21 protein-coding genes are annotated in these 20,368 nt (G+C 65.5%); 13 read left to right on the top strand and 8 right to left on the bottom strand.

Features of this window, described 5'->3' with window-relative positions:
• Window positions 1-101 precede the first annotated feature (101 nt).
• Window positions 102-1,352, bottom strand: a complete 1,251-nt coding sequence (icd, locus tag ACIGJC_RS12465) for an NADP-dependent isocitrate dehydrogenase (protein WP_483709154.1) — start codon at window positions 1,350-1,352, stop codon at window positions 102-104.
• 249 nt (window positions 1,353-1,601) lie between these two features.
• Here icd and ACIGJC_RS12470 point away from each other — a divergent pair, with 249 nt between their 5' ends.
• The 3 genes from ACIGJC_RS12470 to ACIGJC_RS12480 all read left to right on the top strand — a co-directional run bounded on the left by ACIGJC_RS12470 (window position 1,602) and on the right by ACIGJC_RS12480 (window position 3,148).
• Complete coding sequence (locus tag ACIGJC_RS12470) at window positions 1,602-2,237, top strand: pseudouridine synthase (RefSeq protein ID WP_483709156.1); 636 nt, start codon at window positions 1,602-1,604, stop codon at window positions 2,235-2,237.
• A gap of 103 nt (window positions 2,238-2,340) precedes the next feature.
• On the top strand, window positions 2,341-2,541 hold the full coding sequence (locus ACIGJC_RS12475) for a hypothetical protein (protein ID WP_483709158.1): 201 nt from the start codon (window positions 2,341-2,343) through the stop codon (window positions 2,539-2,541).
• Between the two features lie 157 nt (window positions 2,542-2,698).
• Window positions 2,699-3,148: a DUF192 domain-containing protein gene (locus ACIGJC_RS12480; protein WP_483709160.1), complete on the top strand. Its 450-nt coding sequence runs from the start codon at window positions 2,699-2,701 to the stop codon at window positions 3,146-3,148.
• A 54-nt stretch (window positions 3,149-3,202) separates the two neighbouring features.
• Here ACIGJC_RS12480 and ACIGJC_RS12485 read toward each other — a convergent pair whose 3' ends face one another.
• The gene (locus tag ACIGJC_RS12485; protein ID WP_483709162.1) at window positions 3,203-3,688 is read right to left on the bottom strand and encodes a YajQ family cyclic di-GMP-binding protein; all 486 of its coding nucleotides are present in this window, start codon (window positions 3,686-3,688) and stop codon (window positions 3,203-3,205) included.
• Window positions 3,689-3,823: 135 nt separating this feature from the next.
• Between ACIGJC_RS12485 and murB the strand changes: the two genes are divergently transcribed.
• Window positions 3,824-4,834: a UDP-N-acetylmuramate dehydrogenase gene (murB, locus tag ACIGJC_RS12490; RefSeq protein ID WP_483709164.1), complete on the top strand. Its 1,011-nt coding sequence runs from the start codon at window positions 3,824-3,826 to the stop codon at window positions 4,832-4,834.
• Window positions 4,835-4,852: 18 nt separating this feature from the next.
• Here the strand turns inward: murB and ppnP are convergent, their stop codons facing one another.
• On the bottom strand, window positions 4,853-5,164 hold the full coding sequence (ppnP, locus tag ACIGJC_RS12495) for a pyrimidine/purine nucleoside phosphorylase (RefSeq protein ID WP_483711532.1): 312 nt from the start codon (window positions 5,162-5,164) through the stop codon (window positions 4,853-4,855).
• Between the two features lie 90 nt (window positions 5,165-5,254).
• On the bottom strand, window positions 5,255-6,178 hold the full coding sequence (gene argF, locus ACIGJC_RS12500) for an ornithine carbamoyltransferase (RefSeq protein ID WP_483709165.1): 924 nt from the start codon (window positions 6,176-6,178) through the stop codon (window positions 5,255-5,257).
• A 416-nt stretch (window positions 6,179-6,594) separates the two neighbouring features.
• Between argF and ACIGJC_RS12505 the strand changes: the two genes are divergently transcribed.
• Complete coding sequence (locus ACIGJC_RS12505; RefSeq protein ID WP_011298910.1) at window positions 6,595-6,894, top strand: DUF3579 domain-containing protein; 300 nt, start codon at window positions 6,595-6,597, stop codon at window positions 6,892-6,894.
• Window positions 6,895-7,017: 123 nt separating this feature from the next.
• On the opposite strand, the gene rpsT is transcribed toward ACIGJC_RS12505, so the two are convergent.
• Window positions 7,018-7,284: a 30S ribosomal protein S20 gene (gene rpsT, locus ACIGJC_RS12510; protein ID WP_011298911.1), complete on the bottom strand. Its 267-nt coding sequence runs from the start codon at window positions 7,282-7,284 to the stop codon at window positions 7,018-7,020.
• A gap of 366 nt (window positions 7,285-7,650) precedes the next feature.
• On the opposite strand from rpsT, the gene murJ reads away from it, so the two are divergent.
• Together murJ and ACIGJC_RS12520 are read left to right on the top strand one after the other, a co-directional pair.
• Window positions 7,651-9,201, top strand: coding sequence for a murein biosynthesis integral membrane protein MurJ (gene murJ / locus ACIGJC_RS12515; RefSeq protein WP_483709166.1), 1,551 nt, complete (start codon window positions 7,651-7,653; stop codon window positions 9,199-9,201).
• An 82-nt stretch (window positions 9,202-9,283) separates the two neighbouring features.
• Window positions 9,284-10,132: a SirB1 family protein gene (locus ACIGJC_RS12520; protein ID WP_483709167.1), complete on the top strand. Its 849-nt coding sequence runs from the start codon at window positions 9,284-9,286 to the stop codon at window positions 10,130-10,132.
• Window positions 10,133-10,151: 19 nt separating this feature from the next.
• On the opposite strand, the gene ACIGJC_RS12525 is transcribed toward ACIGJC_RS12520, so the two are convergent.
• Entirely contained in the window at window positions 10,152-10,805 is a 654-nt protein-coding gene (locus ACIGJC_RS12525) for a VTT domain-containing protein (protein WP_483711533.1), read from the bottom strand.
• A 140-nt stretch (window positions 10,806-10,945) separates the two neighbouring features.
• Between ACIGJC_RS12525 and mutL the strand changes: the two genes are divergently transcribed.
• The 3 genes from mutL to ACIGJC_RS12540 are packed head-to-tail and all read left to right on the top strand — an operon-like array spanning window position 10,946 to window position 14,462.
• Window positions 10,946-12,898 carry a DNA mismatch repair endonuclease MutL gene (gene mutL / locus ACIGJC_RS12530; RefSeq protein ID WP_483709168.1) on the top strand — a complete coding sequence of 651 codons (1,953 nt, stop codon included), beginning with the start codon at window positions 10,946-10,948 and terminating at the stop codon, window positions 12,896-12,898.
• Window positions 12,899-12,944: 46 nt separating this feature from the next.
• Window positions 12,945-13,901 (top strand): tRNA (adenosine(37)-N6)-dimethylallyltransferase MiaA, encoded by a 957-nt coding sequence (gene miaA, locus ACIGJC_RS12535; protein WP_483709169.1) that lies wholly within the window; start codon window positions 12,945-12,947, stop codon window positions 13,899-13,901.
• 45 nt (window positions 13,902-13,946) lie between these two features.
• Window positions 13,947-14,462: an N-acetyltransferase family protein gene (locus tag ACIGJC_RS12540; RefSeq protein ID WP_483709170.1), complete on the top strand. Its 516-nt coding sequence runs from the start codon at window positions 13,947-13,949 to the stop codon at window positions 14,460-14,462.
• 6 nt (window positions 14,463-14,468) lie between these two features.
• Here ACIGJC_RS12540 and ACIGJC_RS12545 read toward each other — a convergent pair whose 3' ends face one another.
• On the bottom strand, window positions 14,469-15,395 hold the full coding sequence (locus ACIGJC_RS12545) for a LysR family transcriptional regulator (protein ID WP_483709172.1): 927 nt from the start codon (window positions 15,393-15,395) through the stop codon (window positions 14,469-14,471).
• A gap of 117 nt (window positions 15,396-15,512) precedes the next feature.
• Between ACIGJC_RS12545 and ACIGJC_RS12550 the strand changes: the two genes are divergently transcribed.
• Together ACIGJC_RS12550 and ACIGJC_RS12555 are read left to right on the top strand one after the other, a co-directional pair.
• Window positions 15,513-16,406 carry a sterol desaturase family protein gene (locus ACIGJC_RS12550; protein ID WP_483709173.1) on the top strand — a complete coding sequence of 298 codons (894 nt, stop codon included), beginning with the start codon at window positions 15,513-15,515 and terminating at the stop codon, window positions 16,404-16,406.
• 60 nt (window positions 16,407-16,466) lie between these two features.
• Window positions 16,467-17,906, top strand: a complete 1,440-nt coding sequence (locus ACIGJC_RS12555) for a coniferyl aldehyde dehydrogenase (RefSeq protein ID WP_483709175.1) — start codon at window positions 16,467-16,469, stop codon at window positions 17,904-17,906.
• 138 nt (window positions 17,907-18,044) lie between these two features.
• On the opposite strand, the gene purM is transcribed toward ACIGJC_RS12555, so the two are convergent.
• Window positions 18,045-19,097 carry a phosphoribosylformylglycinamidine cyclo-ligase gene (purM, locus tag ACIGJC_RS12560; protein ID WP_483709176.1) on the bottom strand — a complete coding sequence of 351 codons (1,053 nt, stop codon included), beginning with the start codon at window positions 19,095-19,097 and terminating at the stop codon, window positions 18,045-18,047.
• 157 nt (window positions 19,098-19,254) lie between these two features.
• On the opposite strand from purM, the gene ACIGJC_RS12565 reads away from it, so the two are divergent.
• Window positions 19,255-20,325: an AI-2E family transporter gene (locus tag ACIGJC_RS12565; RefSeq protein WP_483709177.1), complete on the top strand. Its 1,071-nt coding sequence runs from the start codon at window positions 19,255-19,257 to the stop codon at window positions 20,323-20,325.
• The last annotated feature ends 43 nt before the right edge of the window (window positions 20,326-20,368 follow it).

Raw genomic sequence — 20,368 nt, forward strand, 5'->3', positions numbered from 1 at the left:
CCGGATCCCGACGTCGCTCATCGGCGTTAAAAAGCCCCGGTCGCCGCATTGCGGCGCCGGGGCTTTCGCACGCAGACGCGCGCGCCTGCCGGGCCAGTGGATCACATATTGTCGATCATCACCTGGCCAAAACCTGAGCACGACACCTGCGTCGCGCCTTCCAGCAGGCGGGCGAAGTCATACGTCACCTTCTTCGACAGGATCGACTTTTCCATGGAAGCGATGATCAGGTCGGCCGCCTCGGTCCAGCCCATGTGGCGCAACATCATTTCCGCCGACAGGATTTCCGAACCCGGATTGACATAATCCTTGCCGGCGTATTTCGGCGCCGTGCCGTGGGTGGCTTCGAACATGGCCACGCAGTCGGACAGGTTCGCACCCGGGGCGATACCGATGCCGCCGACCTGGGCCGCCAGCGCGTCGGAGATGTAGTCGCCGTTGAGATTCAGCGTGGCGATCACCGAGTATTCGGCCGGACGCAGCAGGATCTGCTGCAGGAAGGCGTCGGCAATGGCGTCCTTGATGACGATATCGCGGCCGGTCTTCGGGTTCTTGAACTTGCACCACGGGCCGCCGTCGACCAGCTCGGCACCGAATTCCGCCTGGGCCAGCTCATAGCCCCAGTCACGGAACCCGCCTTCCGTGAATTTCATGATGTTGCCCTTGTGCACCAGCGTGACCGACGGCTTGTCGTTGTCGATAGCGTACTGGATGGCCTTGCGCACCAGGCGCTGGGTGCCCTGCTTCGATACGGGCTTGACGCCGATCCCCGAGGTTTCGGGAAAGCGGATCTTCTTTACGCCCATCTCGTTCTGCAGGAAGGCGATCAGCTTCCTGGCCTGCGGGCTTTCGGCTTCCCACTCGATACCGGCGTAGATGTCTTCTGAGTTCTCGCGGAAGATGACCATATTGGTCTTCTCCGGCTCGCGCACCGGCGAAGGCACGCCCTTGAAATAGCGCACCGGGCGCAGGCACACATACAGGTCGAGCTGCTGGCGCAACGCCACGTTCAGCGAACGGATGCCGCCACCGACCGGCGTGGTCAGCGGGCCCTTGATCGAGACCACATATTCCTTGAGCACGTCCAGGGTCTCGTCGGGCAGCCACACATCGGGGCCGTAGACCTTGGTCGACTTCTCGCCGGCGTAGATCTCCATCCACGAGATCTTGCGCTTGCCGTCGTATGCCTTGGCCACTGCCGCGTCCACCACCTTGATCATCACCGGGGTGATATCCCGGCCCGTACCATCGCCTTCAATGTAAGGAATGATCGGTTGGTCCGGGACATTCAGCGAAAAATCCTGGTTGACCGTGATCTTCTCGCCAGCCGGGACCTTGATGTGTTGATACATGACGTCTCCAGTACGGAACGGTTAAGACAGCCGCCCGGCACGCACGGCCCGGCAGCAAAATGAGCGAGGCGGAGCGAAGGCATTGTAGCCGGAGGCCCGGGGCCGCCTGCGTTGCGCCGCACCACGTCAGTCTTATATAAGACACAAGACTAGCCACTCATTATGCAGCAATTCCGGGCGATCTGCCACGCTGGAAGCGCCGATCAGGGAACGCCGGGAATCGCCCCGGCTCCGGCATACTGCTGCCCCATGACGTTGATTGCCCTGAACAAGCCTTTTGGCACCATGAGCCAGTTTTCCGAGCATCCCTCGCGGCCGACGCTGGCCGAGTGGATCGCGACGCCTGGCGTGTACCCGGCCGGCCGACTCGATGCAGACAGCGAGGGGTTGCTGCTGCTCACCGATGACGGCGGCCTGCAGGCGCGGATCGCCGATCCCCGCCACAAGCTCGCCAAGACCTACTTCGCGCAGATAGAGGGCATTCCCGACGAGGCCGCCCTGGCGCGCTTGCGGCAAGGCGTCGACCTCGGCGATTTCCATACCTTGCCGGCCAAGGTCCGCGTGGTCGAGGAGCCGTCGTGGCTCTGGCCCCGGCATCCGCCCGTGCGCTATCGCGCGGCGATCCCGACCAGCTGGCTCGAACTGCAGATCCGTGAAGGCAAGAACCGCCAGGTCCGTCGCATGACCGCTGCGGTAGGTTTCCCGACGCTGCGCCTCGTGCGCGCGACCATCGGCCGGCTTGACCTGCGCGCACTGTCGTTGCTGCCGGGGCAATCCTGTGTCGTGGCGCCGGACCTGCTTGGCCTGCCCGTCGCCCGCGCGCCACAGCCTGCCCCGCGCGGGCCGGGCGCCGGCAACAAGGGTCGCGTGCGTTACAAAAACTAACACCGGGTACGTCAACGCAGCGGGCGGTGTCCTCGTTGTTGTCGGTGACGCGTCCAATTGCGCGCCAACTTTCCGACTACAGTCACTCTTCGAGGTAATCGCAATGAAAAAACTGATCGCTGCCCTGGTTGTTGGTCTGTTCGCCACGGGCGCTTTCGCCCAGGCTTCGGCTCCGGCCGCCGCTGACGCAGCTCCGGCCGCCAAGGAAGCCCCGAAGGCCACCAAGAAGAAGAGCTCGCACAAGAAGCACCACTCGAAGAAGGCCGCTTCGGCTGCAGCCGCTTCGGCACCGGCCGCACAGTAAGCACGCGGCCGCGCCGGATCTCCGGCGCACGTGCGAAAGGCAGGTTGCCCGGCAACCTGCCTTTTTTTGTATCCACCGCGCCGCCGTGCGGACGTCGCTCAGTCTGCCCGTGCGTGCGTTATGCTTGCGCCTGCCATTGACCCCCCGCCGCATTGCCATGCGAATCCTGACCAAGACCCTGCTTTCCCGCTGCATCCTGTTGGCCGCCACCGTCACCGGGCTGGCCCACGCACAGAGCGCCCTGCCCGTGGTGCCTCTCACGGCCGGGATGTACGCCATTCAGGCAGAGGTCGCGTCGACGCCCGCGGCGCGCGAGCAGGGGCTGATGTACCGCAAATCGATGCCGGCCAATGCCGGCATGCTGTTCGTGTTCGAGCAGAAGGCCGGACACTGCTTCTGGATGAAAAATACGGACCTGCCGCTGTCGATCGCCTTCCTGGCCGACGACGGCAGCATCGTCAATATCGAGGACATGGCGCCGCAGACGCAGGACAACCACTGCCCGAAGGCGGCGATCCGCTACGCACTCGAGATGAACAAGGGCTGGTTCGCGCAGAAGGGCATCCGGGCCGGCGCGAAGATCGGCGGGCTGCCGCAGGCGCGCTGAGCGCCGCCGGCGGCCTCGCACCGCGCCGGCATTGCACCGGCGCGGGTACGGGAATCAGTCCCGGAAGTTGTTGAAGTCCAGCGGCGCCTCGGACACGTCCTTGCGCAGCAACGCGATCACGCCCTGCAGGTCGTCGCGCTTGGTGCCTGACACCCGCACGGCGTCGCCCTGGATGCTGGCCTGCACCTTGATCTTGCTGTCCTTGATCATGCGCACGATCTTCTTGGCCAGGTCGCCGGTCACGCCTTTCTTGATGGTGACGACCTGCTTGACCTTGTCGCCGCTGATCTTCTCGACCTTGCCGTAGTCGAGGAAGCGCACGTCGACATTGCGCTTGGCCATCTTGTTGATCAGCACATCCTTGACCTGGCCCAGCTTGAAGTCATCGTCGGCGAAGGCGGTCAGTTCGCCTTCCTTTTGCTCGACCCGTGCGTCCGAACCCTTGAAATCGAAACGCGTCGAGATCTCCTTGTTGGCCTGTTCGACCGCATTCTTGATCTCGACCATGTTGGCTTCGCACACTACGTCAAACGACGGCATTGCATTCTCCTTTTCACTTGCCTGCACGGCGTCCGGGCCCGGTTCGGGCCACGCCGGCACTTCCGTATAATCCAGCCTGCCTCGCACCATGAGGCGCCAGGCCGCGCTGTGGCGGCCGCATCACCTCTAGCTTGCATGGCAGATTTCCACGAATTTTATCCCCTGCGCCGCCACAATACATTCGGATTCGATGTCCGCGCGCGCTACGCCGTCCATGTCCGCAGCGAAGCCGACCTGCTGGCCGCGCTGGAAGACCCGCGCGGCCGTGGCCTGCCGCTGGTGGTGCTCGGTGGCGGCAGCAATGTCGTGCTGACCGGCGATCTCGACGCGCTGGTGTTGCTGATGGAGATTCCGGGATACCGCGTGGAGACCGGCACTGACGCATGGCGCGTCACCGCCGGTGCCGGCGAAAACTGGCATGGCCTGGTCTGCCGCACCATTGCGGACGGCCTTCCTGGCCTCGAAAACCTCGCGTTGATCCCCGGCACCGCCGGCGCGGCACCCATCCAGAACATCGGCGCCTATGGCGTGGAACTGCGCGAGCGCTTTGCCGGCCTGCGCGCGCTTGACCGCCAGACGATGCGCTTCGTGGACCTTGACCTGTCACGGTGCGCGTTCGGCTACCGCGACAGCCTGTTCAAGCAGGCGGGCCGCGACCGCTACATCATCACTGCGGTCACGCTGCGGCTGCCGCGCGACTGGCAGCCTGTGCTCGCTTATGGGGAACTGGCACGGGAACTGGAAGGCAATGCCGCACCTGACGCCGCAACGATCCGCGACGCGGTGATCGCCATCCGCTCGCGCAAGCTGCCGGATCCCGCGCAGATCGGCAATGCGGGCAGCTTCTTCAAGAATCCGCTGGTCAGCGCCGAGCAACGGCGCGCGCTGGTGGCCAGCCACCCCGACCTGGTCAGCTATGCCCAGCCGGACGGCACGTTCAAGCTGGCCGCCGGCTGGCTGATCGACCGCTGCGGCTTCAAGGGGGTCAATGACGGTCCGGTGGGCGTCTATGGCAAGCAGGCGCTGGTGCTGGTGCACCATGGCGGCGGGACTGGCGCAGCGTTGCTGGCCCTGGCCACGCGCATCGCCGATACGGTCCAGGCCCGCTTCGGCGTGCGTATCGAGCCGGAACCGGTCGTGCTCTGACCGGCTCCGTCGCCACGATCAGGCGAAGTGGCAAACGTAGTCGAGCGTTTCCTGCACTTCGATATCGAAACTGCTGTTGCCCGGCACGCTGAACTGCTGGCCGGCGCCATAGGTCTGCCAGTCTTCCGAGCCCGCCAGGCGCACGCGGCACACGCCCGCGTTGACTTCCATGATCTCCGGCGCGCCGGTGTTGAAGGTCAGCGTCGCCGGGAAGATCACGCCCAGCGTCTTGCGCGTGCCATCGGCAAACAGCACCGTGTGGCTCACGCACTTGCCGTCGAAATACAGGTTGGCCTTCTTGACGACCGATACGTTGTCGAACTGGCTCACTTCCATCTCCTTGATTGCATTCATGTGGATGCGGTCACGTAAAAAGAGGGGCCATCATGGCCCCTCCCCTTGTGCCTGCCGGCGCGTGCTTCAGTAGCGGCCGCAGAGCAGGTATTCCATCAGCGCCTTCTGCACGTGCAGGCGGTTTTCCGCCTCGTCCCAGACCACGCTCTTCGGGCCGTCGATCACGGCGGCCTCGACTTCCTCGCCACGGTGCGCGGGCAGGCAATGCATGAACAGCGCATCGGGCTCGGCGCGGTCCATCATCGCCGTGGTCACCATCCAGTCCTTGAAGGCGCGCTTGCGCGTTTCGTTCTCGGCCTCGAAGCCCATGCTGGTCCACACGTCGGTGGTCACCAGGCTCGCGCCCTGGCATGCCGCCAGCGGATCGTCGAACACCTTGAGCTGGCCTGCGGCCGATGCCGTCACCATCGCCGGATCAAGCTGGTAACCCGGCGGCGCCGAGAAATTGAAAGTGAAGCCAAGCCGCTCGGCCGCCTGGATCCAGGTGTAGGCCATGTTGTTGGCGTCGCCGATCCATGCCACGGTCTTGCCGCGGATGCTGCCGCGCTGCTCGATGTAGGTGAACACGTCGGCCAGGACCTGGCACGGGTGGTATTCGTTGGTCAGGCCATTGATGACCGGCACGCGCGAATGCGCGGCAAAGCGTTCGATGATGTCCTGCCCGAACGTGCGGATCATGATGATGTCGACCATGCGCGAGATCACCTGCGCCGCGTCTTCGATCGGCTCGCCGCGGCCCAGCTGCGAATCGCGCGTGTTCAGGAACACCGCGTGGCCGCCGAGCTGGTGGATGCCGGCTTCGAACGACAGGCGCGTACGCGTCGAGTTCTTCTCGAAGATCATGGCCAGCGTGCGGTCGTGCAGCGGATGCCAGGTTTCGTAGTTCTTGAACTTGGCCTTGAGGATCCGTGCGCGGTCCAGCAGGTACTCGTACTCATCGGGAGACAAGTCGCTGAACTGGAGGTAATGCTTGATCGGGGTTGAGCTCATAAAACAAAGAAGGCGGCCCGGAGGAGACACGCCGTCATGAACCTGCATGACAGAAGCGCGTCGCGGAGCCGCCTTTCGCGTCGCATACGCAATTTACGTGCAACGATCATAAGGGATTATTTCTGCTTTGGCGAGCCCGGAAGAACCCGCCTCGGCACCTGCTGACAGGTTCCCGACAGGTTTTCGGGCTTATGCGCAAGTCTTATATAAGATATAATACTGGCTGATTCACGCGGGGCCCGGCATACCCTTGCCGCTGCCCGCCGCCGGCATCAAAAGTGCCCCCGCAGACACCGACGCCCCGCCACCCCGGCCTGGAAAGAGCGAACCAAACACTCGCCGGCCGCGTCAAACGGGCGCCCGTTCCGCGGGTTTTCCGTCGAGTCACCTCGCCTCACCCGCAGTCGCCCAGTCTCATGAACCCCAATGTTCGCGAATACTTCATCCAAGGCATTACCAAGGAAGGCAAGACCTTCCGTCCAAGCGACTGGGCTGAACGACTCTGCGGCGTCATGGCGCAATTCCGCCCGGAAGGCGATACCGGCGATCCCCGCCTGACCTATTCCCCGTACGTGCGCCCGATCTTCTCGGGCAACGTCAAATGCGTGGTGGTCGATGTGCGCCTGCGCGAGATCGAACCGAAGGCGCTCGACTTCGTGCTGAATTTCGCGCGCGACAACAACCTGCAACTGGTCGAAGCCTGCTCGCTGGAATAAGACGACTGGGCGCCGCGTGCAGCGGCGGCCGGAAAATAAAAAAGCTCGTCATCCGACGAGCTTTTTTATTGAGACGGGCACTTTGCAGTACCGTCGGGGCCGCCGGAGCGGCCCAGGCAACTATCAGGCAGCCATGGCCTTGATAGCAGCCGACAGACGCGACTTGTGACGTGCAGCCTTGTTCTTGTGCACGATCTTCTTGTCGGCAATGCTGTCGATGGTAGCTTGCGAATTCTTGAAGATTTCAGCAGCAGCAGCCTTGTCGCCGGCGTCGATGGCCTTGCGGACGGCCTTCACGGCAGTACGCAGGCGCGAGCGCAGGCTGGAGTTGTGAGCGTTTTGAGCAACGGCTTGGCGGGCGCGCTTGCGTGCTTGTGCGGAATTTGCCATGTAATTAAATATCCTGAATTCAGATGCGTGCCGCGGGGGACACAACAATTAAGTCATATCAAGCGACCCGGGATGCACTGACACACGAATCCGGAACGCAGCTGTCCTTGTGAATCGGCAATTATACACACACGCCGAAGCCACATGCAAGACCGGGCTCGGTATACCAAGCTGGGCCGGAGTTGCAGCCAAGCCGATCCGTATAATAGGCGCCACTTCGCCGCACGCGGCGTGTCGCTGCGGCAACTTTACCGCGCGCCGGGCGTCTGAACCGCCATCCGCGCGCCTGCACGCAATGCGCGGCACGCACGCCGCCATGCCCGCCAGCCCGTACCAGCCCGATCCACCGCTTCCCGCCGACTCACCTTGAACCTGCTCAAAGCGCTCGCCACCATCAGCAGCCTGACCATGCTCTCGCGCATCACGGGCCTGGTGCGCGAAATCCTGATTGCCCGGGCCTTCGGCGCCTCGGACATGACCGACGCCTTCAACGTGGCGTTCCGGATCCCCAACCTGCTGCGGCGCATCTTCGGCGAGGGCGCGTTCTCGCAAGCCTTTGTGCCGATCCTCGGCGAATACCACGCCAAGCGCGGCGACGCGGAGACCAAACACCTGATCGACGCCGTTGCGACCATCATGACCTGGGCGCTGATGGGGGTGTCGTTATTGGGCGTGATCGGCGCGCCGCTGGTCATGACCATAGTCGCGACCGGCTTCCGCGGCCAGGGCGAGACCTATACGGCGGCCGTCTTCATGACCCGGGTGATGTTCCCGTATATCGGCCTGATCTCGCTGGTGGCGCTGGCGTCCGGCATCCTGAACACCTGGCGCAAGTTCGCCGTGCCGGCGTTCACGCCGGTGCTGCTGAACCTCTGCCTGATCTTCGCGGCGCTGTTCGTCGGCCCGCGCATGGCGCAGCCGATCTATGCGCAGGCGTGGGGCGTGCTGGTCGGCGGCATCCTGCAACTGCTGATCCAGGTCCCCGCGCTCAAGCGCCTGGGCGCCATGCCGCGTGTGACTTTCAGCGTGCGCAAGGCCTGGGCCGATCCCGGCGTGCGCCGCATCCTCCGGCAGATGGGTCCGGCACTGCTGGCCGTGTCGGTGGCGCAGATCAGCCTGATCATCAATACCAATATTGCTTCGCGCCTGGCTGCCGGCAGCGTGTCGTACCTGACCTATGCCGACCGGCTGATGGAATTCCCGACCGCGCTGCTCGGCGTGGCGCTCGGCACCATCCTGCTGCCAAGCCTGTCGAAGGCGAGCGCCCAGGACAATCGCGCCGAATACTCGGGCCTGCTCGACTGGGGCCTGCGCCTGACATTCCTGCTGGCGGTGCCGTGCGCGGTCGGGCTCTATGTCTTCGGCGCGCCGCTGACGTCGGTCCTGTTCAACTATGGCAAGTTCGACGCGCACGCCGTCGAGATGACACGGCAGGCGCTGGTGTCCTACGGCACCGGCCTGCTTGGCCTCATTGTCATCAAGATCCTCGCGCCGGGGTTCTATGCGCGCCAGGACATCCGCACGCCGGTGAAGATCGCCCTGGTGGTACTGGTCATTACGCAGGCCTGCAACTACGTGTTCGTGCCGTGGCTGGGCCATGCGGGCCTGGCGCTGTCGATCAGCGTCGGTGCCACCATCAACGCCCTGTTGCTCTTTGCCGGCCTGGTCCGGCGCGGCTACTACCGGCCCGCGCCCGGATGGGGACTGTTCCTGGCCCAGTTGTTCACCGCGGTACTGCTGCTGTCGGGCCTGCTGCTCTGGTTCGTGCGCAACTTCGACTGGGTCGGGCTGGGGGCCACGCCGCTGCTGCGCATCGCGCTGCTGGCTTCCTGCCTGGTACTTGCAGCGGTGGTCTACTTCGGTACACTGTGGCTCATGGGACTGCGATACGCCGCCTTCAAGCGCCGGACGGTCTAGGGCTCGTTCACCGACGGAACGGGCCGTAGCACCCAAGTGAGCGCCAGGGCACGGCACGGCCGTGCCGCATCAGGAATCCGCAATGACAAGTACGAAAGTCCTTGATTACTTCGCCAGCCTGGTGGCGGACGAGAACGGCATCCCCCTGACTGAAACCGCACTTTCCATCGCGCAGGACGCCTTCCCCGACCTGGATCTTCAAGCCGAACTGGCCGCGCTGGATGTGCTGGCGCTGCGCCTCAAACGCAGGATTGCCGAAGGTACTCCGGCCATCCAGCGGCTGCGCCTGCTGAACCACTTCTTCTATCGCGATCTCGGTTTTGGCGCCAACGCCAACGACTACTACGATCCCGACAACTCGTACCTGAACGTGGTGCTGAAGCAGCGGCGCGGCATCCCGATTTCACTGGCCGTGCTGTACATGGAGCTTGGCCAGCAGATCGGCTTGCCGCTCAAGGGCGTGTCCTTCCCGAACCATTTCCTGGTGCGCATGACGATCCCGGCCGGGGAAGTCATCCTTGACCCCCTGAGCGGCGAGACCCTGTCGAAGGAGCAGCTGCAGGAAATGCTTGACCCGTACCTGGAGCGCGAGGGGATTTCCGATCCCGGCCAGGTGCCGCTTGGCCTGTTCCTGCAGGCCGCCAGCCACCGCGAGATCATTGCGCGCATGCTGCGCAACCTGAAGGCGATCTACCTGCAGGAATCACGCTGGCAGCGGCTGCTGGCGGTGCAGAACCGCCTGGTGATCCTGCTTCCCGGATCGATCGAGGAAGTGCGCGACCGGGGCCTCGCCTATGCCAACATGGAATGCTTCCGGCCGGCGCTGGAGGATCTGGAGGCCTACGTAAAGGCACGCCCGGATGCCGCGGATATCGCCCAAATCCGCGACCGCATGCCGGCCCTGCGCATGATGAGCCGCAGCCTGAACTAGGACCGCGGCAGCGCTGGGCTCAGCGCTCGACGCTCGACGTGCTGCGCTTGTTGCCGCGCACGAGCTTCCACATCCCGCCCAGCACCAGCGGCACCACGGCCGCGCCAATGCCAGCCAGCACGATCAGGTTCAGGTACTGCTTGATGAACGGCAGGTTGCCGAAGAAGTAGCCCGCGAACACCAGTCCCGCGACCCACGCCAGCGCGCCGATCACGTTGAAGAGCTGGAAGCGCCCGAACGTCATCTGCGAGACGCCGGCCACGAACGGCGCGAACGTACGCACGATCGGGACAAAGCGCGCCATCACCAGGGTCTTGCCACCGTGACGCTCGTAGAAGTCGTGCGTGCGGCGCAGCGCCTTCTGGTCTAGGAAGCGCCATTGATGGTCGAACACCTTTGGACCAATCCAGCTCCCGACCCAGTAGTTCACGGTGTTGCCCGAGATCGCCGCGGTCAGCAGCAGCCCGATCAGCGCCCATTCGTTCATGGCGCCCGTGGCGCAGAACGCACCCGCAATGAACAGCAGCGAGTCGCCCGGCAGGAATGGCAGCACCACCAGCCCGGTTTCGGCAAACACGATCGCGAACAGGATGGCGTAGACCCAGACGCCATACTGCTGGATGACCGTGCCGAGGTATTTGTCGACGTGCAACAGCATGTCGATGAGCTGCAGAGCGAGATCCAAGTCTTTCCCCGTTGTGTTGTAGGTTGATCCAACAAGCGCGACATCATACAAGAGCCGCCCGACGCTTCGGTCACCCGGCGGCCCGGAAGCGGTCATCCCGCGTGTGGCACGGCACGTATAATCGCCGCATGCCAGCCTCCGCCTCCCGAACCGCGCAGCCGCCGCGCCCGATCCGCCCCCTGCCCGACCAGCTCATCAGCCAGATCGCCGCGGGTGAAGTCGTGGAACGCCCGGCCTCCGTGGTGAAGGAACTGCTCGAGAACGCGCTCGACGCCGGCTCCAGCCAGCTCGGCATCCGGCTCGAGGAAGGCGGCGTGCGGCGCATCGTCATCTCGGACAACGGTTGCGGCATCCCCGCATCCGAACTGCCCGTGGCCCTGATGCGCCACGCCACCAGCAAGATCGCTTCACTCGATGAACTCGAGGCCGTGCTGACCCTCGGCTTCCGCGGCGAGGCCCTGGCCTCGATCGCTTCCGTGTCCCAGCTGTCGCTGACCAGCCGTACCGCGAATGACCCGCACGCCACGCTGGTCAGTGCCGATACCGGCGCCTTGCAGCCGGCATCTGGCGGAGTCGGCACAACGGTGGACGTCCAGCATCTCTACTTCAACACTCCGGCGCGCCGAAAGTTCCTCAAGTCGGAACAGACCGAGCTGGGGCATTGCCTGGAAATGGTCCGGCGCGCGGCGCTGGCTCGTCCCGACGTGGCGATCTCGGTCCACCACAATGGCAAGCCGCTCGAACACTGGAACGCCGGCGATGTGGCCACGCGCACGGCGCAGGTGCTCGGCAGCGATTTTGCCCGGGCCCGGTTACCGCTCGATGAAGCGGCCGGCGATCTCCATCTCTATGGTTTTGCCGGATTGCCCACGGCCTCGCGCGGGCGGCCGGACCAGCAGTACTTCTTCGTGAACGGCCGCTTCGTGCGCGACAAGCTGCTGAACCACGCGGTGCGCAGCGCCTACCAGGACGTGCTGCATGGCGACCGTTTCCCGTCCTACGTGCTGTGCCTGGACCTGCCGCCCGAGATGGTGGATGTGAACGTCCACCCGTCGAAGATCGAGGTGCGCTTCCGCGAATCGCGCGCCGTGCACCAGTTCGTCTATCACGCCGTGCAGCGCTGCCTGGCGCGCCAGGCCGGAGAGAATGGCGACAGCCTGCACAGCGGCACGGACGACGAGCCGGTGCCCGCGCCGGGCGCCATCCGGCTGCAAGAGCCACGCGCGCCCTACGGTGCAGCGGGCAGCGGCAGCCAGTGGGTCAACTATTCGGCGGCGCGCCAGACCGAACTTGGCATCGCTCAGCCACGCCAGGCCTATCTGGGGATGGTGCGTGGCGCCACGGCGCCGCGGCCTTATATGCCGTCGTCCCAGCCTCCCGCATGGCTGGCCGATGCGCAGGCCGCGCGGGCCGATGAGCCGCCCGGCCTGCTCGACGGCATCGCCGTGGCCCGGCCACTCCCGCCCGCCGCGGACGACGCCGCGCAGGACACCGACGATCACCCGCTCGGCTATGCGATCGCCCAGCTGCATGGCGTCTACGTGCTCGCGCAGAATGCGCGCGGCCTGGTGCTCGTCGACATGCACGCGGCGCACGAGCGCATCCTGTACGAGCAGATCAAGGACGCGCTTGATGCGCGCGATCTCGCCGTGCAACCGCTGTTGCTGCCCGTGACCCTGCCGGCAAACCCGGTGGAGATCGGCACGGCCGAGGAGCATCGCGATACGCTGGCGTTGCTCGGTTTCGACATCGCGCCGGTATCGCCGACCACGCTCGCCGTGCGCGCCGTGCCGGCTTTGCTGCAGCAGGCCGACGCCGAGGCGCTGGCGCGCGACGTGCTGCGCGACCTGAACGCCTACGGCGGCTCCCGCGTGCTGGCCGAGCGTCGCAACGAACTGCTGGCCACGCTGGCCTGCCACAGCGCGGTGCGCGCCAACCGCAAGCTCACGATAGAAGAGATGAACGCGCTGCTGCGCCAGATGGAGCAGACCGAGCGCGCCGACCAGTGCAACCACGGCCGCCCGACCTGGGTCCAGCTCAGCGTGGCCGAGCTGGACCGGCTGTTCCTGCGCGGCCAGTAAGGCCGCCCTCCCGCACCCCGTCCTGCCCTGCCTGAGTCCTGACCTGATGTCCGCCTTGCCGTCGTCCGCACACCCGCCCATCGTCTGCCTGCTCGGCCCGACCGCCTCCGGCAAGACCGCCGCCGCGCTGGCCCTGGCACAGCAGGCAGCCGTGGAAATCATCAGCCTGGATTCGGCGCTGGTCTATCGCGAGATGGATATCGGCACCGCCAAGCCCACGCCCGACGAGCTGGCCGCGGTGCCGCACCATCTGATCGACATCATCGATCCGGCCGACAGCTACTCCGCCGCGCAGTTCGTCGCCGACGCTGAACGGCTGATCGGCGAGATCCGCGCGCGCGGGCGCCAGCCGCTGATCGTCGGCGGCACCATGCTCTACTACAAGGCGCTGACGCAGGGCCTGAACGACCTGCCCCAGGCCGATCCGGCCGTGCGCGCCGAACTCGACGAACTCGCCGCCGCACGCGGCTGGCCAGCGCTGCATGCCATGCTGGCGGAAGTCGATCCGGTCACGGCGGCGCGGCTCGCGCCCAACGATGCCCAGCGCATCCAGCGCGCGCTGGAGATCCACCGTTTGTCCGGGCAACCGATGTCCGAACTGCTGGCGCGCCAGGCAGACGGCCGCACCTTCACGGGCGCGGCCGACCAGCGCTACCGCGTGATCGCGCTGGAGCCCTCGGACCGCGCCGTGCTGCACGCGCGCATTGCCGCGCGCTACGACGCCATGCTGGCCGGCGGCCTGATCGAGGAAGTCGAACGCCTGCGCCGGCGCGGCGATCTGCACCCGGGCCTGCCGTCGATCCGCTGCGTGGGCTACCGGCAGGTCTGGGAATACCTGGACGGCGATTGCAACTACCCGGCCATGCGCGAACGCGGCATCGCGGCCACGCGCCAGCTTTGCAAGCGCCAGCTCACATGGCTGCGCAGCACGCCGGAACGCTTGTCCGTCGATTGCCTCGCGCCCGACTACGTCGCGCACGTTGCGCGGCTGGCCGGGATGTGACGCAGCGGCGATAATCGTCGTCTGTCCCGCACCATGCCCTGCCCCATGCCGTCTCCTTACTTTGCCATCCGCCCCGCCGCGCCTGCCGACTGCACCACGCTGTTCCGCCTGATCTCGGACCTGGCCGAGTACGAAAAGCTGACCCATCTGGTCGAAGCCACGCCGCAGAAGCTTGAACACGCGTTGTTTGGCGCGCAGCCTGGCGCGCAGCCGCAAGCCGAGGCCGTGCTGGTCGAAGCCCATACACCAGATGGCACACGGCCCGTCGGCTTCGCGCTGTTCTTCCACAATTTCTCGACCTTCCTGGCCAAACCCGGCCTGTATCTCGAAGACCTGTTCGTCGAACCGGCCTGGCGCGGCCATGGCCTTGGCAAGGCGCTGCTCAGGCACCTGGCGGCGCTGGCGGTGGAGCGCGGCTGCGGCCGCTTCGAATGGTCGGTGCTCGACTGGAACACACCGTCGATCGAGTTCTACAAGGCCATGGGCGCGGACGTCATGCCGGACTGGCGCATCTGCCGCGTCACCGGCGATGCACTGGCCCGCCTCGGCGTACCGGACTGACCCGGCCTATTGCGGCAAGGCTTCGCCCTCGCCGCTGATCTGCGCTGCCACCCGCTCGATGCAGCGGATCGCTTTCACCGCCATCGGCGACGGCGTGCGGTGGCGCAGGTTCACAATACCCATGCCGGCCTGCAACGCGGGAAATCCCTCCACCGCCAGCGCGACCAGTTGGCCGGAAGCCAGCTCCGCCCTGACCGAGGCATCGGTCGCGCCAAGCACCATGTCGGTGGACAAGGTGACCGCCCGGATCACGGCAAAGTCGTCGCACTCAAGCGCCAGCACGGCGTCGTGGCCGGGCGGCAGTCCAAGCGCCCGGGAGAACGCCGCCGTCACCACGCGCGGCGCCTTGACGCTCGCGACCCCATACTGCCAGGCCTCGCCGATCGTGCAAGCCGTACCCGCCAGTGGATGCCCCGCGCGGACAAAGAAGCGCCCGGACTGGGCCGGCAGCGGACGCACTTCCAGCGCCGCGTCCTCCGGCAGGTCGCGCACGTCGGCGACGAAGAACTCGATGTCCTCCGCGCGCAAGCGCTCCAGCAACAGGACCCAGTTGCTCTCCTCGACCCGCAGCGAGACCTGCGGATGCTGGTGCCGAAGCTCCGACAGCACGCGCGGCAGCAGCGTCGCGGCCGGAAACGGTCCGACGCCGAACGCCGTGTCGCCAAGCTGGGTGTCCCGGTAAAGCTCGACATCGCGCTGCATGCAACGTGCCTCGAACAGCAGCCGGCGCGCGCGCTCGAGCACGAATTCCCCGGCCGGCGTGGGCCGGATATCGCCCGCTTCGCGCTCGAACAGCCGCACGCCGAGATCACTTTCAATGGCCTGGATGCTGCGGCTGAACGCGGGCTGGCTGAGGTGAACCTGCTCCGCCGCGCGGGCGAAGTGCAGCGTATCGGCAAGCGCGACCACATGGCTGAGCCGGCGGAGATCCATGGGCAACCTCATTGCGCAAGACACATTGGAATAATGTCCATTATGCATTGGACGCATCGGCAGCGCCAACCTAGAGTTTCCGCACAACCAGCATCGAAGAGATCGGAGACAGCCCGCATGAACCTGCAGCTACAGAACCTGCTGATCGGCAGCATCATCCTTGGCTTTGCCGTCATGGAATTTGCCACGCGGCGCTACCAGCAAGGCGTGCGCGCCGACGCCAACGACACCAAGCTCGAAGTGCTGATGTTCGTCAGCCTGGTCGCCGTGACGCAGCCGTTCGCGCTGCTGGGCGCCAACTGGCTGTGCAACTGGCTCATGCCCGACATGCGCGGTGCATGGTCCCATCTGCCGTGGTGGGCGATGACGGCGATCCTGCTGGTCGCCGACGACATGACGCAGTATTGGTGGCATCGCGCATCCCATTCGCCGTGGTTGTGGCCGCTGCATCGCGCGCACCACTCGGCGTCGTACATGAGCATCCGCGTCACGTACCGGAACAACTTCTTCTATTACCTGATGATGCCGGGGCTGTGGAGCGCGGGCGTGCTGCTGTACCTGGGCTTCGGCAAGGTCTATGCCGTGTACATCGTGGTCAAGATGCTCGTGATCCTCGGCGCGCACTGTGCCTGGCGCTGGGACGAGCCGCTGTACCGCATCCGTGCGCTGCGCCCGCTGATGTGGGTGGTGGAAAGAACCATCTCCACGCCGGCCACGCACTGGGCCCACCATGCGCTGACCAATGCCGACGGCATCGGCCACTACAAGGGCAACTTCGGCAACCTGCTGTTCATCTGGGATATGCTGTTCGGCACGGCGCACATCACCCGCCAGTACCCCGCGAAGGTCGGGCTGGAGGATGACCGCCGCTTCGGCGCCGAGCACTGGGCCGCGCAGATGTTCTACCCGTTGCGCCACTCGCAGCGCCAGCATACGGCGCTGCGCTTCGGCGGAAAGGCTTACGGCGACCAGGACGCCGCCTCCGACGCCACGGCCGCTGGCAATCCCTGACGCGGACAACGCATCGGGACGCCTTCACGCCTCAACCGGAACCAATCAACAGGAGACCCCGTGGGTGCCATTGACCTGCCAGCCGATCACGTGGTGATGCCGGAAGAATTCCAGGCCTGTTTTGCGCGTCAGCGGCAGGCCTATCTCGCCGACCCCGAGCCAGGCCATGCGCAACGGATTGCCGACCTGACCATGCTGTCGCGCATGCTGAAGGAAAACCGCGCGCACATCGTCGAAGCGATCGCGCGCGACTACGGCAGCCGCTCCGAATTCGAGACCCTGTTCGCGGAGTTCTTCGTCGCGCTCGAATCGATCCGCGACGCCCGCAAGCAGTTGCGCAAGTGGATAAAGCCGCAACGGCGCCATATCGACAGGCTGATGTACCCGGGTGCGCGCAACCGCGTCATCCCGCAGCCGCTGGGCGTGGTCGGGGTCATCGTGCCGTGGAATTTTCCGCTCAACCTAGCCTTCTGCCCGCTTGCGGCAATTTTCGCGGCTGGCAACCGCGCCATGGTCAAGATGTCGGAGAACTCGCGCCACCTGGCGCAGTTGCTGGCGCGCATCAGCCCGCGCTACTTCCCCGAAGACAAGTTGAAGTTCTTCGAGGACGGCGGCGGGCGCGGACCGGCCTTTTCTTCGCTGCCCTTCGACCACCTGCTGTTCACCGGCTCGGGCGCCACGGGCCGCGCGGTCATGGCCAATGCGGCGCGCAATCTCACGCCGGTCACGCTCGAACTGGGCGGCAAGGCCCCGGCGATCGTGGCACCGGACTTTCCAATCCAGGCCGCCGCCGAGCGCATCCTGTGGGTCAAGCTGTTCAATGCCGGGCAGATTTGCACCAATGTCGACTACGTCTTCCTGCCCGAGGGCGCGGTGGACGCGTTCGTCGCGCATGCCAGGCGGCTGGTTGCCGAGCGCTTCCCCGACCTGACCAGCAACGACTACACCGCCATCATCGACCAGCGCGCCTATGACCGCCTGCATGCGACGCTGGAGGATGCCAGGGCAAAGGGCGCAACGATCGTCGAGCTGGCCACCGGCGATGCCGCGGCGCGCAAGTTCGCGCCTTGCCTGGTGCTCGATCCCCGCGAGGACATGCTGGTGTCGCAACGCGAGATCTTCGGGCCGATCCTGCCCATCCGCACCTATCGCGACCATCAGGAAGTGGCCGACTACATCAACGCGCATGACCGGCCGCTGGCGATCTACCCGTTCACGCATGACAAGGCGCTGCAGCGGTACTACATCACGCACGTGATGTCCGGTGGCGTATCGGTGAATGACGCGCTGCTGCACGTGGCGCAGCATGACCTGCCATTTGGCGGTGTCGGGCCGAGCGGGATGGGGCACTACCACGGCCGGGAGGGGTTCAATACCTTCTCCAAGCTGCGGCCGGTGTTTTATCAGGGGCCGGTGTCGCTAGTGCAGAAGCTGTTTCAGCCACCGTATGCAGGAAGGGCCCTGAAGCTGATGAATCTGCTGACCCGGCTGAAGGGATAGCGTTTCGGCCCCGGGCTTGTTGCCGGGATGTCCGGTGCCCCTCGCCTGAAAATCAAAAAGGGCACATGCCATGCATGTGCCCTCTTCAACTTCCTGTTCGATCACCGGCTGCCGGCCGCAAGGCCGGCCTTCGGACCGTCAGACCACCACGGTCTGCGCCTGGCCTTCCGCGCGCTCGCGGATCTCGCCGATCTGCCACACGGCTTCGCCGGCAGCCTGCAGGTGCCGGATCGCGCGTTCGGCATCTTCCTTCGCGACGATCACCACCATGCCGATACCGCAGTTGAACACGCGATGCATTTCGTCGTCCGCCACGCGGCCTTGCGCCTGCAGCCACTGGAACAGCGGCGGCAGCGTCCAGGCGTCGCGGTGGAGCACGGCCGTGGTGTTCTGCGGCAGCACGCGCGGCACGTTTTCGGTCAGGCCGCCGCCGGTAATGTGGGCCATGCCCTTGACCGGCAGCGTTTCGATCAGCGACAGCAGCGGCTTCACGTAGATATGCGTCGGCGCCATGATGGCGTCCTGCAGGCGCTGGCCGTGGAAGTCCGCGTTCAGGTCCGGCTTGGCCACTTCGATGATCTTGCGCACCAGCGAATAGCCGTTCGAGTGCGCGCCCGACGAAGCCAGGCCCAGCACCACGTCGCCCGGGACAATGGTGGTGCCGTCGATGATCTTGCGCTTTTCCACCGCGCCGACCGCGAAGCCGGCCAGGTCGTATTCGCCGTCCGGGTACATGCTCGGCATTTCGGCGGTCTCGCCGCCGATCAGCGCGCAGCCCGACAGTTCGCAGCCGCGGGCGATGCCCTGGATCACGGTGGCGGCGGTGTCCACGTCGAGCTTGCCGCAGGCGAAGTAATCGAGGAAGAACAGCGGCTCGGCGCCCTGCACCAGGATGTCGTTCACGCTCATGGCCACCAGGTCCTGGCCCACGGTGTCGTGGCGGTTCAGCTGGAACGCCAGCTTGAGCTTGGTGCCCACGCCGTCGGTGCCCGACACCAGCACGGGCTCCTGGTACTTCTTCGACAGCTCGAACAACGCGCCAAAACCGCCGATGCCAGCCATTACGCCTTCGCGCATGGTCCGCTTGGCAAACGGCTTGATGCGGTCGACCAGGGCATCGCCGGCATCGATGTCAACACCGGCATCGCGGTAGGAAAGGCCTGCCTGGCCGGCGGTCGGGGAAGCGCTCATGGGAACCTGCTTGTGTCAGAGGAGATAAAGTGGTGAATTCGCCGCTCCGGCGGCCCCAGCAGCAGCAGGGGGCGGGCGCGAGTCCAGTAGAATCGCGATTTTAACGGATACAGGCGCCCGGCTACCAGTTTCGCCATTCCATCCTATGCGCCCACCGATGAACGCTCCCCTGCTGAACCAAGAGACCAAGCGCGTCCTGCTGTGGATTGTGGTCGCCGCTGGCCTGTTTGCGGCCATCGTCGCGCTTGCGCCGATCCTGACGCCGTTCCTGCTCGCGTTCATCTTTGCGTACATCCTGACCCCGGGCGTCGACTGGCTCCAACGCCGGCGCATACCGCGTGCCGTCGGCGTGACGCTGATGATCCTGCTGCTGCTGGTGATCGGCGTGGTGCTGGTACTGCTGCTGATCGCCGTGCTCCAGCGGGAAATCCCCCAGGTCCGCGAACAGTTGCCGGTGCTGCTGAAGAAGCTCAACGCCGTGGTCGCGCCGCGCCTGGCGGACTTCGGCGTGCGCGTGCGCTTCGATTTCCCGGGCCTGCGCAGCATGCTGTCGGATCGTTTCTCGGCCAGTCCCGAAGACCTGCTGGCGGTGTTCCTGAACTATGCCAAGGTCTCGGGCTCGGCCCTGATCGAAGTGGCCGGCATGCTGTTCATCGTTCCCATCGTCATGTTCTACCTGATGATGGACTGGCACATGGTGATGCGGCGCATCGAAGGCCTGGTGCCGCGCCGCTGGGTGCCCAAGGTGCGCGAACTCACCGGCGAGACCGACGTGCTGCTGTCGCAGTACCTGCGCGGCCAGATCCTGGTGATGGTGATCCTGGCCTCGATCTATTCGATCGGGCTGACCGTTGCCGGCTTTGACGTTGGCGTACCCGTGGGCGTGTTCACGGGCCTGGCGGTCTTCATTCCCTATATCGGCTTCGGCGTCGGCCTGGTGCTGGCGATCCTGGCCGCGCTGCTGCAGTTCGGCGACTGGTATGGGCTGGCGGCAGTCGCGGTCGTGTATGGCATCGGCCAGTTCGTCGAGAGCTTCTACCTCACGCCGCGCCTGGTCGGCGAGCGCATCGGGCTGCACCCGCTGGTGGTGATCTTCGCCCTGCTCGCCTTTGGCCAGCTGTTCGGCTTCTTCGGCGTGCTGCTGGCGCTGCCCACGTCCGCCGTATTGCTGGTCGGCGCCAGGCAACTGCGCCGCGCGTACCTGGCCAGCGACCTTTATCGGAAATAACGGAAGCAACGGGAAAAATGACGGACAATAGTCGGCTTGAGCC

Source organism: Cupriavidus sp. C3SS-1 (assembly GCF_057073755.1).

Bases quoted from the DNA above. Each gene is read 5' to 3' on its own strand.
- argF (WP_483709165.1), bottom strand. From the start codon at position 6,178: ATGAGCTCAACCCCGATCAAGCATTACCTCCAGTTCAGCGACTTGTCT.
- ACIGJC_RS12505 (WP_011298910.1), top strand. From the start codon at position 6,595: ATGAACCCCAATGTTCGCGAATACTTCATCCAAGGCATTACCAAGGAA.
- murB (WP_483709164.1), top strand. From the start codon at position 3,824: ATGGCAGATTTCCACGAATTTTATCCCCTGCGCCGCCACAATACATTC.
- ACIGJC_RS12545 (WP_483709172.1), bottom strand. From the start codon at position 15,395: ATGGATCTCCGCCGGCTCAGCCATGTGGTCGCGCTTGCCGATACGCTG.
- ACIGJC_RS12475 (WP_483709158.1), top strand. From the start codon at position 2,341: ATGAAAAAACTGATCGCTGCCCTGGTTGTTGGTCTGTTCGCCACGGGC.
- rpsT (WP_011298911.1), bottom strand. From the start codon at position 7,284: ATGGCAAATTCCGCACAAGCACGCAAGCGCGCCCGCCAAGCCGTTGCT.
- icd (WP_483709154.1), bottom strand. From the start codon at position 1,352: ATGTATCAACACATCAAGGTCCCGGCTGGCGAGAAGATCACGGTCAAC.
- ACIGJC_RS12520 (WP_483709167.1), top strand. From the start codon at position 9,284: ATGACAAGTACGAAAGTCCTTGATTACTTCGCCAGCCTGGTGGCGGAC.
- mutL (WP_483709168.1), top strand. From the start codon at position 10,946: ATGCCAGCCTCCGCCTCCCGAACCGCGCAGCCGCCGCGCCCGATCCGC.
- ACIGJC_RS12565 (WP_483709177.1), top strand. From the start codon at position 19,255: ATGAACGCTCCCCTGCTGAACCAAGAGACCAAGCGCGTCCTGCTGTGG.
- purM (WP_483709176.1), bottom strand. From the start codon at position 19,097: ATGAGCGCTTCCCCGACCGCCGGCCAGGCAGGCCTTTCCTACCGCGAT.
- ACIGJC_RS12485 (WP_483709162.1), bottom strand. From the start codon at position 3,688: ATGCCGTCGTTTGACGTAGTGTGCGAAGCCAACATGGTCGAGATCAAG.
- miaA (WP_483709169.1), top strand. From the start codon at position 12,945: ATGTCCGCCTTGCCGTCGTCCGCACACCCGCCCATCGTCTGCCTGCTC.
- ACIGJC_RS12540 (WP_483709170.1), top strand. From the start codon at position 13,947: ATGCCGTCTCCTTACTTTGCCATCCGCCCCGCCGCGCCTGCCGACTGC.
- ACIGJC_RS12470 (WP_483709156.1), top strand. From the start codon at position 1,602: ATGACGTTGATTGCCCTGAACAAGCCTTTTGGCACCATGAGCCAGTTT.
- ACIGJC_RS12480 (WP_483709160.1), top strand. From the start codon at position 2,699: ATGCGAATCCTGACCAAGACCCTGCTTTCCCGCTGCATCCTGTTGGCC.
- ACIGJC_RS12550 (WP_483709173.1), top strand. From the start codon at position 15,513: ATGAACCTGCAGCTACAGAACCTGCTGATCGGCAGCATCATCCTTGGC.